The sequence below is a fragment of the Bythopirellula sp. genome, from assembly GCF_041737835.1.
In the GTDB taxonomy this organism is placed as follows: domain Bacteria; phylum Planctomycetota; class Planctomycetia; order Pirellulales; family Lacipirellulaceae; genus Bythopirellula.
The window spans coordinates 185,316-199,150 of the sequence record NZ_JBGSQY010000031.1 but is presented as its reverse complement, the minus strand read 5'-3'; the positions used below and the strand labels follow the sequence as shown (position 1 = coordinate 199,150).

Genomic DNA, 13,835 nt, shown 5'->3' with positions numbered 1-13,835 from the left:
CTTCTGAATTCTTTGGCCACTGCCTTTGTTACAAAATCCGCAATCCCAGTTCGACCGCTCGCTCGTCTGCGACGCGCTCCGTCTTGCGGCTAACAAAGACTTTGTGACCTCTGAGCTAACGACTTATCACGAGTCCGCTTCGGCGTACCGCGCGGCGGGTGGCGATGTCGCCGAAATCGAACGCGGCTCGCTGCGGGAACCAATTGTCGAACGCTGTGTCCCAGGTGGTTTCGTCCACCAACTGCTCACGGGCAATCGCTGAAAAATCGAAGTCCTCTGTGGGCTTTTCGTCCGTAATCGCACCGACTTGAAAACCTAACGGGACAGTTTCATCGCTCAGCGTCAGTGAAATCTCGCTCGGAACTTCCACCGCCAAGAAGGCCGAGTTGTCGGTCACTTCATGATCAACAATTAGCGTAAGCGGCAACGTGTTAAGTCCCGATTGGCCGTACGTTTCTTGCCAGACGGCCAAGTCTTGGCTGTCGACGACATTGTTGCCCGTGGCATCGCCGTAGGCTTTGTCGGCCGGGGTTGTCCCAGCACCGCGCTGCCAGATGAGAAAATCACGCCCATCGACGTCGCCATCGCCATCGAAATCGCCGTTGAGCAGGCCGGCGGCAGGTTGCGATTCGTAAGCGCCGATGTCAATTCGCCCGTTGGCAATGCGTGCGAAGGGTGCGCCGCGTTGATCGAACTCGATACTATAAATACCGAGGCTCAGCGTTGGATCACCCGCATTGATCGCGGGACTTCCCGGCCTCAAAGAATGCGTCTTGGTTAGTCCGCCATTATTTGCGAGAGGGCCAAGGAAAGCGGCCCCCGAGCCAATCAGGCTATAACGCGAGTTGATAATTCCAGAAATTTCTGGGGCCGCTCCTGAATGATCGAAATTGCCCGCCACGATTGTATTATCGAAGTTGATGAGAACATTGTTGGGAGCGCTAACTCCCCCACCTGAACCTTTGCCATTTTGATCGGCATCCGCCGTATTGTTTGTAAACGTGTTGTGTCGAAATGAGGTTTGGGACACAGCCCTTCCCAACAATAAACCGCCGCCAGACTCATAGGCTTGATTGCCACTGACGGTCGTGTTGATCGAATCTAACGTGCCTGCCGAAATGTAGAACCCACCTCCCGATTTGTTGGCAATGTTTTCACTGACCGTGGAGTCAAAAATACGCATCTGTATACCGCTACCACCTCTCGCATAAAGGCCGCCGCCATTGGCCAGCGTTGAATTGCCTGAGATCGAGGTTTGTCGCAATTCAACAGTGTCGCCCCCTAGAATTGAAATGCCCCCGCCGTTGCTCTTGGCAGTATTATTCTCAACACGTGAATCGAGCAGCGTCAGCCACGGCCCTACTAATGCAATTCCTCCACCAACGCTGCTGGAAAGATTATTACTAATTGTTGTACCACGTATTATGAAAGTGCCGCCACCGATTTTGTTGATACCGCCACCCTCTCCACTCGACGCGACAGTAGCAGTTCCTACTGTTTGGTTTCCTTCAATGTGGCTGTCAATAATCTCGAGTCCTTTGCCTGAAACGTAGATCCCTCCCCCTGCCCGGGTGGCAATGTTATTGGTCACGATCAGCCGCTCGAACATGGCATGTTGAACCGCTTCCGTAATATCGTCGATCATCGCCACGCCGCCCCCCTGCCACGCGGTGTTGCCGTGGAAGGTCGTGTCTCTGATTTGAACGATAGTGTTAAGCCCGGCGACGAAGACACCCCCCCCCAACGACAGCGCCTCATTTCCTGAGAATGCACTGTTCTCAATGGTTAGTTCACCAGAGAACCCCGTAAAGTAAATACCACCTCCACCTCGACTTGAGCTGTTCGGCGCGGTCGATTGATTGTTCGTGAACATCGAGTTTCGGACGGTGAGTTTGGCTCCGAGTGCTCGTGCCGTTCCGCCTATCTCGACGCGGATACCTCCCCCAGTAAATCCGGAATTATCTCGAATCGCGAGAGAGTCGACTGTCAGGTCCTCGGTGTTGCGAATCGCGGAATTCGTTGAACCCGTGAGCGTGAGTCCGGCAAGACTCACTTCGATGAGCGACTGGGGCAACTGATCATCGACGTTGAAAATCGGACCCTGGGTGAGGACGTTGGTAACTGTCAATTCGTTTTGCCCAAGGCCAACGATTTCTACCGAGTCGGAAATATTGAGACTGCCAATCGTCAAAGAAATCGTGCTGCCAGCAAGGCTGTGGCTGAATTCAATCGTATTCGCCCCGGCGATTTTGTTGGCCAGTTCAATCGCCTCACGGAGCGAAAAATCTCCCGCGGAAAAATCGCCGTCCGATTCATCGACGAGCGTATCAACGATGAGCGATTGGGCCTCAAACGCACCGATGTCGATCCGCCCCCCGGCAATCCGGCGGAACGGTTCGCCGCGCTGATCGAACTCGGGGGTGTCGCCCACCCCAGCGACGAGCGTCGGGTCGCCCGCATTGATCGCCGGACTGCCGGGCAGCAGGGCATGGGTGAGAGTTGGCCCGCCATTATCGGCGAGGAGGCCGAGCAGGGGATCGATCGCACCGTGAATCGGACCACCAATGAGATTACCGTTGGCATCGGGGGAGCCGATGGAAGCTTCGGTAAGATATTGGCTATCGAAAAAGCCAATGAGGGAATGACTGGCTGCGATCCAGGATGATATTAGAGGACCATGAGACACATCAGGCCTTGTTTGAGCAGTATTTTTTGCCACAACAGAACCTTCCAGCAAGAATCCCTGGGCTGAGATGCCTCCTCCGCTGTAGCCAGCAGAATTATCAACGATAGTTGAATTGGTAATTGTGGGCATACCACGCGACAGGATGCCTCCACCACTACGCTGAGCATGATTGCCACTGACCGTACTGTGACGGACATCTAGGCTTCTATTAGAACTTTCATAGATAGCGCCACCATAGAAACTTGAATTCGCTGATAACGTACTTTGAAGCACTGTTAGAAGTCCACCGTCAACACTTACACCTCCTCCGCGCGATGTGGCTGAATTTCCGCTTATTGTCGACTCGTGAATGGCTGCTGTACCGGCCCTAGACCAAAGTCCGCCACCATAGCCCGAATGCGAGTCATTCCCTGCAGTATTTTCGCTAATAGTTGATCGATCAATTTGCAAATAACCTACTTCCGTACTAATACCTCCGCCGTGAGCCCAAGATGTGTTTCGTGAGATATCAGAATCGACGATGCGAACATTTCCACCAAAACTACGAACATGCACTCCTCCGCCCTCAGTGGCTGAATTATTCTTGATTTTCGTATCGACGATTTCAACTTGGTTTTCGAGACCTTGGATAGAGATCGCACCTCCACGACTGCGAGTCGTCGACTCGGCATTGTTACCAAAAAATTCCGTGTTGCGAATTGTTATTTGATCTCTGTCGCCCTGATAGTAAATGGCTCCCCCACCAGAGCCAGTGGACGTATTATCAACAAAGCTTGTGTCGATGATGTTCAAACTCATGATTTGGTTATTAAATGATGAGTCCATCCAAAGAGCACCACCAGCCGAACTCGTGTTGTCCGTGAGTATCATGGAAGTCAGAGTTAGATTTTCCCGATTTCTGATGGCTGAATTCTGGGCCCCAGTCAATGTGAGCCCATAGATGGAAGCATCAATGATCATGGCTTTGCCATCGCTGATATTAAATATCGAACTGCTTGTGACAGTTTCAATTCCACTGGCATCGATCGTGAGCAACTCCGCCCCCGGCCCTGTAATGGTGAGCGAATCTTCGATTCTCAGCTCACCCTGCGTCAAAAGAATCGTCGCGGGGCCATCGTGGCCGAAGTCGAATTGAATCTCATCGGCACCGGGGACGAGATTCGCCGCGAAGATCGCTTCGCGGAGTGAGGTTTGGCCGTCGTCGAGATCCACGACGTCTTGATCGGTTGTGACCGTCAACAGGGCCAGCATACGCCGATCTTCGAGAGCTTCGCAGCGGAGCGAGCGGGCGTAGGGTGAGCGAGCGAAAAGTGCCGGGGTGTGGGCGTGCCGCGAACCTTGCTGCCGCCGAGAGGAGCTTGCCATCGATGCCTCGTTCCCTTCTGCTCCCCCCCGTTGCCTTCTGCATACCGGAGCAGACGCTGGTGATTCTAGGCGAATCCACTCGGCGATGCAAACTTATTCTCTCAAACTTTTAATGGCCGTGAGAAGCGGTGAGCGCAAGCTGCTTGCCTGCAAGGGACTTAGGGCGTTTCTGCGACTGTAGTTTTAACCCAATCGCTTAAAGGTTCCCATCAGCCGCGCGATGATGCGGTCGAGAATTCTCGTCGGCAGGGTGAGCTGTCCCAATTTGAGCAGCTTCGCATCCGCGCCGACGTGATAGTGTGGCCGCGGTAGGCGGGCTGTGAGCGCGCGGTAAATCGCCTTTGCGACGGCCTCTGGGGAAGTGGGGGATTTCACGCCTCGTTTATTAAAAAACAATCCTTGGGCGTACAACTTGTCGTAACCACAACGTAACTCGTCGGGGATCGCGGCCATGCGACCTTCGAGCGCTGCGCCTGCCTTGTCGAAAATCGCCGTGCGCACTTGTCCGGGCCGGACGGTGCTCACCGAAATTCTCCAAGGCCGCAATTCGACCCGCAAGGTGTCGGAAATCGCCTCGAGCGCGAACTTGCTGGCGGAATAGGCGCCCACCATCGGAAGGGCCACGGTTCCGTTGAGCGACGTGACATTCACAATACGACCTTTGTTTTCGCGCAGCATAGGGAGACACGCCTGGATCAACCGCAGGGGGCCGATTGTGTTCACTTCAAACAACTGACGCAACTCGTCGGGGGTGGTGAGTTCCACGGCCGAGGGCAAGCCAACACCGGCGTTGTTCACGAGTCCATACAAACCCTGGGGCGTGATGGTGCGAATTTTTTCCACCGCACTGGCGAGTGCTTCTTCGGAAGTCACGTCGAGAATCAATGGCTTGATCGTGGTGTGTAGTGCTTGAAGTTCCGCGGCGTGTTGGTCGCTACGAACACCGCCGAAGACGGCAAAGCCACGTTGGGCCAGCATCAGCGCCGCGGCGCGGCCAATCCCAGTTGAACATCCGGTAACGAGAACAGTGCGCTGCTTCTCCATGTGTTCCTCGTAGAAACGATATGAGCCGGGGGTGCCACGGGTGGCCCGCCGCGGCGGATTCAAGGCAACTTGCCCACCCGTGTTTCAAGGGCACTGCTGGACAAGCCAGCAGTGGCACCCAAGCAGATTCGTATTTAGAACGTTGCAGCATAGCCGAAAATAAAATGAGCGGCTACACGCGGTTGTCGGACCGCAAATCAGCGGGCACTTGCGCGAGTGCATCATCGCCCAGCACATAGGATCGACCGATCAATTCAGCGTCGTGATTCACAAGGTCAGGGAAGCGCGTGCCCGTGAGAACTTCGATGGCGAAGATTTCCTGCACGGCGTCTTCAAATCGGCAGAAGCCCACGGTCTGGCCGGTTTCGATGTTGATCACCCACACGCCGCAGGTGCGTTCTTCCAAGCGTTCGACGAGTGGAATCCCGCTGAAGACGGCCGACTCGCGGACTTGCGACAAACCGACAAACGCGAGCGGTCCGTAAAACGATAAGCCCCGCGTGAAGCCCGGCAGTTGGGCAATGGCCTCATAGCGACCAGTCTGCAAATCGACCGTACCAATGCTGCCGTCGCCCGATTCGAGCAGCCACAGTTTGTTGCGATACCAGCGGGGCGAGTGAGGCATCGACAGGCCACGGACAATGATCTCGTTGGAATCGACGTCGATCAACAAGCCGCCGTTGCGTTTGTTTTCCCGCCAACCACCGACGGTGTTCGTTTCGCCTAGCGCGGTCACATAACGCACGCGGCCATCGCGCATGGCTAGGCCGTTCAAATGGCAGTAGTCGCCGGGGACTAACTCCGTGATGAACTTAGGCCGCCAGCGGGGTTCAAAGCTATTAATGTCGCTCCGCGTGGCGAGGCAGCTGAACGACGTGTTGGCAAACCACAGTTCGTCGTTCACCCAGGCCATTTCATGGATTTGAATGTCGCCCGTCGTGTGACTGCGGCGGGGAAGGAAACAGGCATCGTGATGAAAGCCGGTCTCCTTGTTTTCTTCGTGTGCGTCGAGACGGGGGCAAACCGCGGGCACATTATGAAATTCCCAAATGTCGATGTTGCAACCGATGGCCAGCTTGCCGCCGCTGAGGGCCATCCCCATCGGTTTGAGAAAATTGCGAAAGTGGGTGTTGAGCACACCCTGATTGTTGCGCAAGATCACGAGCTTGCCGGCCTGGTAGGTTGTGACCAGAACCGAGATCCCTGCTTCGGCAAAAAGTTGGGGCAGATTCGACGTATGCACGCTGCGGAGCGGGGCAGGGGCGTCGGCGGCAGGTTCAGTGGGTTCGTCGCTCATGCGAGCATTGTAGTTGCAGCGAGCCGAGTCGTCACGGCCCCGGCTCACTCGAAAAGCGACTAAGCGGCTTCATCGTCGTTCGTTGTGTGAAAATGCCCCGTGAGTTTGCCACGCAGCGCGGCCAAACGGCTTTCCGTAGCGCTCGCTGCGGATGGTGCCGGAATGCGGGGCGGGGAAATGCCCATGTCCATTCCTTCGCCGAAATAATGCTTGCGAGCTTCTTTGTTTTTCAGCACTTCGTTGGGTGTGCCATGGCAAAGCACCTGGCCACTGCGAATCACATAGCTGCGGTCGGTGATTTGCAGCGTTTCGCGAACTTGATGGTCGGTAATCAGAATCGAGATTCCTCGGGCACGCAAATCACGAATGATTTCCTGAATGCTCGCGATCGTCACGGGATCGATGCCGGTGAACGGTTCGTCGAGCAGGATGATTTCAGGATTGGAAACCAAACAGCGGGCGATTTCCAAACGTCGGCGTTCACCGCCGGAGAGCGACATCGCTTTGCTGCGGCGAAGTTTGGTGATGCCAAATTGATCGAGCAGTTCGTCGCACCGCGCGCGGCGAGTCTTGCGGTCGATGCCGAGCATTTCCATCACGCCGAGCAAATTGTTTTGCACCGAGAGCTTGCGGAAGACGCTCGATTCCTGCGCGAGATAGCCCATCCCGCCATCACGGGCTCGGCGATACATAGGCCAATCGGTGACATCATGGCCATTGAGCATAACCTGCCCCGCGTCGGGTTCGATCATGCCGCAGGTCATGCGGAAGCTGGTGGTCTTGCCAGCGCCGTTGGGACCCAAGAGACCGACAATCTCGCCGCGTTCGACGTCAAAATCGACACCGTCTACCACGCGGCGACGGCCGTAGTTCTTCACCAATCCAGTGGCACGCAATAGCGACACGTTGTTCGTCCTCCATGACGACGGAAGCTGTTAGCCTTTAGCCATTAGCCAATCTGGCTAAAAGCTAACAGCTGATTGCTAAAAGCTTATCTTACAATTCTCATATCCCAAAAGTTGGGAAAGCCGGGGAGTTTCTTTAAGCCTGGGATGCTTCCCCAGGAATGGGGCCAAAACACGAACGCGGCTTCGCCCGTCATCAAGCGTTCGTCCAAATAGGCTCCGCCGGGGATACCTTTCAAATCGTTGCCGCGCTTCCATAAACGGCAATCGAGACTCTCGGGGCTGTTATCACCCATCACGAAATATTGCTTCTCTTCAACCGGAAACTCCCGCGAATGCCGCGTGAGGAAACGGTCCCATGTGCTGGGGTCGCGGAAGAGTTGGCGTTCCGACGACAAGGGGTCTTGCTGGCTGCCATCGGGGAGTTCGGCGGGGAAATCCCAGCGCTCGTAATCGGTGTGATAGCCTGGGCCATACCAACGGGGTGGCACGGCATAATCGTCGGCCCGCGCGGAGATGTAATAAATGTCGCGCAACACTTCGAGATGCGTCACCGTGAGCGATGCACCACGGGCACCAATTCCCACGGGTGAAAGATCGCCGGGATCCTCTTCCGAAGTTTTAGGAATGGCATTCTTGCGCTCACCAAACACAGCGTCGGCGTCAAATTCCGCGGCACCATTGCCTTCGCCGAATTTGATCAGCTTATCGTTGACCCACAGCATCAATTGGTCATCAACGTTGGCGAACAACAGGCGAAAATCGCCCGTGCTGGAAAGGGGCGTTTCGGCGGTTGGTGAAAAATCGGCCAAGCCTTCGATCTCCAAGGTCGCTTTGCCGGTGGTCAGATCGATGCGGCAAGTGAAATGCTTGCCAGCCTTCACCAAATCGAGCAGCAACTCGCCCCGTGATTCGTGGATTTCAACATCGGCCGCCACCGCCAGATCGCTCACCCATTGCATACCGAGTAAATAAGGCTCAACTTGTAACGGCGCACGATAAAGTTGCTCACGCTGCACGCGGGCATTGTACGGATTGAAATCAGTGATTAACTCCGGCGTGATGCTGTTCTGCCACTGTTTTTTGGGAACTAGCTCCTTACCGGTCGAGGCAAAATGCCGCGCGACGGCCCAATCATCGTCATTCGGCAGCAAATGTTGATAGCGCAACCACGCCACGGGGGCATCCTTGTTGTTATCCTTCGAGTTGAAGTTAAATTGCTGGGCGACCGTCTGTTCGCCAGGTTTCGCGACGATTTCCCAACCCGACGTGCCGGTGTCGCTCCACCGTAACGGCCAACCGGCGTTGTACAAAATCGAGGGATCGTAGTTCGTGTCATGCACCGGCTGGAGCATCGTGTGGACTTTGTGCGGCGGTTTGCGCTCGATCGCGAAGTCGCTGCTCTTATCCAAGGGCCGCATGAAGATGTCGCCCTGATAGACTTGCAACTCTTCGTTGGGAAGACCGACAAGCCGCTTGATGTAATTCATCTCGCCGTTACCGGGGAACTTGAACACTACGACGTCCCATCGCTCGGGCTTGTTGAAGTCGTAGCCATACTTGTTCACCAAAATGCGATCGCCGGGGTAACTCGGCTCGAATTCCACATTCTCGGTCGAAATCGACGGCGGTAGGTTATCGGGAAGATTGTCGGTGCGGAACAACATCGTCTGACGGCACATGGGGCACATGCCTGCGATGGTTTCTGCGCCCATGATCTGTCGTTGCAGTTCAGATCGCTGCTGCATGGAATTGGAGGAGTTCATCCTCGCGATCATCGCGTCGCGATCTTCCCCTTCGGTGCTGGCCGTGGTGCGGAAGCGGTAACCGCATTCGCTGCAATTGACATCTTTGTGCTGACCTTGCAGCGACGGCGACATCGAGCCGGTCGGAATCACAAACGCCTCGGCATCGAACGTGCGGAACAAAAAAGCCAGCACGAACGCGATCACGATCGATTCGATCGTTTCGCGCACGGCGACCGAACTGCTGCTGGCCGGTTGTGGTTCATCGCCACGCGGCGTCGCGGTGGAAGCGGTGCGGCGTGGACGATTGACTAGAGCCGGTGCAGCTTGAGGCTCACGCGGAGCGGCCGAGGGCGTTTGCCGATATTGAGGAGTCTTCTTCTTAGCCATATTTTTAGCCGGTGCGGCTTAGCGATCCTGAAAGTAGTAAAACATCCGCTATCGGCACTTCGCTAGCGGACCGGCAATATAGCTAAAATTCCCAGCCACGGGAAACTTAAAACTCGGCCCATTCACGGTGCTAGCGGCCTGCTGATGCTGAAATTATTAGAACATGGCCTGCTCGATCAACTCGCGGCGTAGTTCCAGTTGGGGGCTGCCGTTCATGTCCAAAAGTCGTACTGTGGCCCTACCCACGGCAGTAATCCCTACGATTCTTGCTTCTGGGGCGATGTGGAAGTGCTCGACCCATTTTTGTTGACAGGGATGGTACAAATCGACGCGAGCCGAGGTCTCGGGATCGATACTGGACAGGTTCGTTCCCTTGTGAAGATTGCACTGAGTGCAAGTCCAGGCCAAGTTGCTTGGATTGTCGTTAGTCTGATGAACCTTGGTCGCGATATTCGGTTCTAGCGAACACATCGTTGTGATTATGATGGATGTATTCAAACAAGAGAGAAGTCCGCGCGGATACGCTTGCTGGAGTGGTCCCTAGGTTAGCACCGACTTTCAGGCGGAACGAGAATGTGTCTGAGTACGGATATCTACGGTCGAGTGTCGGCGCTAACTTCTGTCTCGTTTTAGGGATAACAGTGCGAGGACAACCGTCAGCATGGTCGACGTGGCTGGCTCGGGAATGCCGAATTTCGCCACGAACGCATCGACACCACCCTCGTTCGCCCACCCGAGACTACCTCGGGTCATTCCCGAGAGGTAGACGTTACCCTTCCCATCCGCCGAGACACCGAAGCTCTCGTCTTGAATGGCGGTGCCCAATTGTTGGGTCCACTGAAGGACGCCCGCCGTATCGTACTTGCTCACGAACGCGTCGTCCAAGCCAGCGTTCACTCCTCCAAGACTGCCATAGGTTTTGCCTGAAAGGTAGACGTTTCCCATGCCGTCCGTCGAGACGCTGTTACTCAGGTCGATATTGGCAGTCCCCAGCTGGCGAGTCCACTGGAGGGAGCCGCCCGCATCGTACTTGCTCACGAACGCATCCCAATCACCAATGATGTTCTCTCCCGCGAGTCCTGCCCTGGGTGTAGCCAGATATGAAGATATTTCCCAGAGAGTCCGCCGCGACGCCGAGAGATCGGTCATTGGATGAAGTCCCCAGTTGTCGGGTCCACTGGAGGAATCCAGCCGCATCGTACTTGCTCACAAACGCATCGACACCACCCGCATTCGACCCTGCGAGACTACCCTGGGTGTAGCCAGATATGAAGACGTTTCCCAGACCGTCCGCCGAGACGCTGTTGCTCATGTCGAAACGGGCGGTCCCCAGTTGTCGGGTCCATTGGAGGGAGCCGGTCTCATCGTACTTGCTCACAAACGTATCCCAGTCACCAACGTTCGTCCCGGCTAGACTGCCCAGCGTATCGCCCGTGATATAGACGTTTCCCAGCCCATCGGCAGAAACCCCAGAACTCCTGTCCAAACTAAGAGTGCCTATTTGCCGGGTCCATTGGAGGGCACCGGCCCCATTGTACTTGCTCACGAACGCATCGACATTACCGGCGGACACTCCTGTAAGACTGCCACTCGTACTGCCCGAGATGTAAACGTTACCTAGACCGTCCGCAGAAACGCCGTTGCTCACGTCGTCTTTGGCAGTCCCCAGTTGGCGGGTCCATTGGAGCACCTGGGCCTCGGCTACCGAGCCACTGCCCAACACAACAGCCACACCTAGTAGCAACAACGCTCTATATCGCCGAATCACGAAGCAACGAGACATTAGGCAATCCTATCAAGAAGCAATAGGAAACAGGTCGCACAAGCAACACAATCGTCAACCGCGAATCAAAAGGAGAAGGACATTTCAGACCATCTCGCCGACCAACATCGGTATGACACAATCTGCGGACGAACTTGCATCGCCCGGAAACTTCAGCATATCAACGCCGACATGAGAGTCAACAGAATTCGCTGAGCCTCAGGGGAAAATGCATAGGAGCTACGCGCGGGTGGCACCTATTAATCTGCCGGAAACTGCGGATTGAGAATGCAAAACCACGTCTGGCGAACTGTTGGTGTTACCTACATCCTCGTTGAATACAAATTACTAGGTATTGCTAGCGGCCTGCGAGCGGCTTTCCGACGATCAATCGCCGCGACACGGGCCCCCACTGGCGGCTATCGAGCGATACCGCATGGTTGTCACCAAGCACGAAAAATTCATTCTTTCCAAGCACCCAGGGAGGCATCCGCTCGAGGAGGCCGAGTTCTTCGTTTTGCGACGCGTAATAAATGTCGTGATCAATTCGCAAATCGCGGAGCGAAACGTCCGTATTCTGTACGCCGATTTGGAATGCTGGTTCGTCGGCGTTCGATAAAGATGTATTGCAGCTTTCATCGGCAACAGAAGTTCCATCGATAAAAACTTGCCAACGGCCATCACAAGTAAAAACTTCCAGTTGTGCAGCTTTAGAAATCTGGCCCTGCCAGCGGAGCGATTCACCACTCCTCTGGAAATGAACGGCGACTTCTCCCGGGCCTTGAGGATCGATGTTTACCGACAAAGCCACATCGCGCACTGCGAATACCCGCCGCGATAGATCGCCGTTATAAGCCGTGTCATCGGTGAGTGGCCGACTCTGACGATAGATGAGCCACTGCCAATCGTCGCTCGCGGCCGCCTGCCACGCACCGTCTTGCCAATGCCAACCCTGCCCCTGCCAACGACGCGATTGGTCGCTTTCTCTAGGGATCAACTGGCAGAGCTTGCGCATTTCCGACAGGCTTTTCATTGCGATCTTACCGTCAATCCAAACGTCGCCTTCACGCAACTCGACAGTTTCTCCCGGCAAACCGACGACACGTTTTACTGTGAGTTGCGCGTCATCGGGCGAGTGAAAGACGATCGTTTCCCACCGCTTTGGCTCGCGGAATTGAAACACGGTGCGGTCGACCAGCACGCGATCACCGCGTTTCACGGCGCGGTTTTCGCCAAAATTTTGCACGTCACCGCAAGCCAAACATTCGACGTGGGAATTCGCGCCGACGAATTCCGCACCGACGTCAAATGGCTGACCACATTCTGTGCAGTGAAATGAGTAGTGTGGTCCGCGCAAAGTCGGTGCCATCGAACTGCCGGCAATCGTGATCGGCTCAATGAGTCCCATCATGAACCAAGTTCGCAGCAGAAGTACGAACACAATGGTACAAGTCGCGTAATTCAGCAACGAAGAACGGTTCAGCGAGCGATACATAGATGAAATCACAGTCACGAAAATCCCTACCACTGCTGCCATCCTACGTTGGCGCCACGCTCCGAACAATCGTTTCGAGTGTTTCCTTGCACACACGGTGAACCACAGCGTCGTCACGACCCCTACGCCGTGTACTGCGAGCTGAGAAAATGAGGCAAAAAATCAACCGGCTGTTTGCCAAACGCCACACCAGGGGCAATGGTTGTGTGGAGAAATCTTAACTGTGCTCGACGTGAATCCACGTTCACGCCGGGCCGACAATTGCCTCGGGCAAACCACGTGAACGGAGCGTCCCCCGGTGGGGACAATGCAGGTAATGAAAAAATCTTTGTTGTTTGTTGCGGTGGCGGTGATGATCCTCAATGCCACCGGTTGTGGTGCATGCCGGAACGGTTTATTCCGTAACCAAACGGCTGCGGCTCCGATGGTTGGCCATATGCAACAATGTGCGCCAGCTTGCCAGCCGATGTGTCAACCGATGTGCTGCCCACCACCATGTGATCCTTGCTGCTCGGGTGGAACCGCCGTCTCGGCCGGCTTCGATAGCGGTGCGATGATGATGGGCCCCACCATGGGTGCCGGTGGGTGCGCTTGCGGTCAGTGATCAAGGCCAGCCTTCAAGCCTGTTGATTCGCCAGCGCGAAGACGAGGTGTTCGTAATCGCGCCAAACCACCATTTTTTCCGGCTTTGCGCCATAGGCGAGCGCTACTCGCTGGGACGGAATATTGGCTGGTCTGATAAGCGAGATCACGCGCTGCTTGCCTAGGGTTTGAAAAGCATAATCACGGAGTGCTGTCGTGGCTTCGTGAGCGTAACCCTGACCCCACTGCCGACGCAAAAGCATGTAACCAATCTCTGTTTCGACCATGTCATCGACGTCTTGCTTCAAGATGCCGACTTGGCCGACGGGCTCGCCCGTTTTGTGATTGGCGACATACCAAAATGAAAGTCCGTCGCGCGCTTGTCGCTCAAGCGCGCGACGGAGCCATTCTTGCACACCCGCGCGGTCGAACACGTAGGGATAATGTCGCATCACTTCAGGATCGCAGAGCATCTCGGCTAAAAAGTCGAGATCGGCTTCGGTCAATTCGCGGAACGATAATCGTTCGGTCAAAAGAAATGCGGTCACGATCTCATACCCTATT

Annotated in this window: 10 protein-coding genes; 1 reads left to right on the top strand and 9 read right to left on the bottom strand. The window is 55.4% G+C overall.

Annotation, left to right across the window (positions count from 1 at the left end):
• Positions 1 to 115: 115 nt before the first annotated feature.
• The 8 genes from AC6T8Q_RS10155 to lepB (AC6T8Q_RS10120) all read right to left on the bottom strand — a co-directional run bounded on the left by AC6T8Q_RS10155 (position 116) and on the right by lepB (AC6T8Q_RS10120) (position 12,689).
• The gene (locus AC6T8Q_RS10155) at positions 116 to 4,051 is read right to left on the bottom strand and encodes a choice-of-anchor Q domain-containing protein (RefSeq protein ID WP_500678970.1); all 3,936 of its coding nucleotides are present in this window, start codon (positions 4,049 to 4,051) and stop codon (positions 116 to 118) included.
• 183 nt (positions 4,052 to 4,234) lie between these two features.
• Positions 4,235 to 5,095, bottom strand: coding sequence for an SDR family oxidoreductase (locus AC6T8Q_RS10150; protein ID WP_500678969.1), 861 nt, complete (start codon positions 5,093 to 5,095; stop codon positions 4,235 to 4,237).
• Between the two features lie 172 nt (positions 5,096 to 5,267).
• Positions 5,268 to 6,392 (bottom strand): TIGR03032 family protein, encoded by a 1,125-nt coding sequence (locus AC6T8Q_RS10145; RefSeq protein WP_500678968.1) that lies wholly within the window; start codon positions 6,390 to 6,392, stop codon positions 5,268 to 5,270.
• 59 nt (positions 6,393 to 6,451) lie between these two features.
• Positions 6,452 to 7,297: an LPS export ABC transporter ATP-binding protein gene (gene lptB / locus AC6T8Q_RS10140; RefSeq protein WP_500678967.1), complete on the bottom strand. Its 846-nt coding sequence runs from the start codon at positions 7,295 to 7,297 to the stop codon at positions 6,452 to 6,454.
• An 86-nt stretch (positions 7,298 to 7,383) separates the two neighbouring features.
• The gene (gene lepB / locus AC6T8Q_RS10135; RefSeq protein ID WP_500678966.1) at positions 7,384 to 9,432 is read right to left on the bottom strand and encodes a signal peptidase I; all 2,049 of its coding nucleotides are present in this window, start codon (positions 9,430 to 9,432) and stop codon (positions 7,384 to 7,386) included.
• Between the two features lie 612 nt (positions 9,433 to 10,044).
• Complete coding sequence (locus AC6T8Q_RS10130; RefSeq protein WP_500678965.1) at positions 10,045 to 10,470, bottom strand: SBBP repeat-containing protein; 426 nt, start codon at positions 10,468 to 10,470, stop codon at positions 10,045 to 10,047.
• Positions 10,471 to 10,483: 13 nt separating this feature from the next.
• Positions 10,484 to 11,215, bottom strand: coding sequence for an SBBP repeat-containing protein (locus tag AC6T8Q_RS10125; RefSeq protein ID WP_500678964.1), 732 nt, complete (start codon positions 11,213 to 11,215; stop codon positions 10,484 to 10,486).
• A 337-nt stretch (positions 11,216 to 11,552) separates the two neighbouring features.
• Positions 11,553 to 12,689, bottom strand: a complete 1,137-nt coding sequence (gene lepB / locus AC6T8Q_RS10120; RefSeq protein WP_500678963.1) for a signal peptidase I — start codon at positions 12,687 to 12,689, stop codon at positions 11,553 to 11,555.
• 316 nt (positions 12,690 to 13,005) lie between these two features.
• Between lepB (AC6T8Q_RS10120) and AC6T8Q_RS10115 the strand changes: the two genes are divergently transcribed.
• Positions 13,006 to 13,293, top strand: coding sequence for a hypothetical protein (locus AC6T8Q_RS10115; protein WP_496920201.1), 288 nt, complete (start codon positions 13,006 to 13,008; stop codon positions 13,291 to 13,293).
• A 13-nt stretch (positions 13,294 to 13,306) separates the two neighbouring features.
• Here the strand turns inward: AC6T8Q_RS10115 and AC6T8Q_RS10110 are convergent, their stop codons facing one another.
• Positions 13,307 to 13,819, bottom strand: coding sequence for a GNAT family N-acetyltransferase (locus tag AC6T8Q_RS10110; protein ID WP_500678962.1), 513 nt, complete (start codon positions 13,817 to 13,819; stop codon positions 13,307 to 13,309).
• Positions 13,820 to 13,835: the final 16 nt, after the last annotated feature.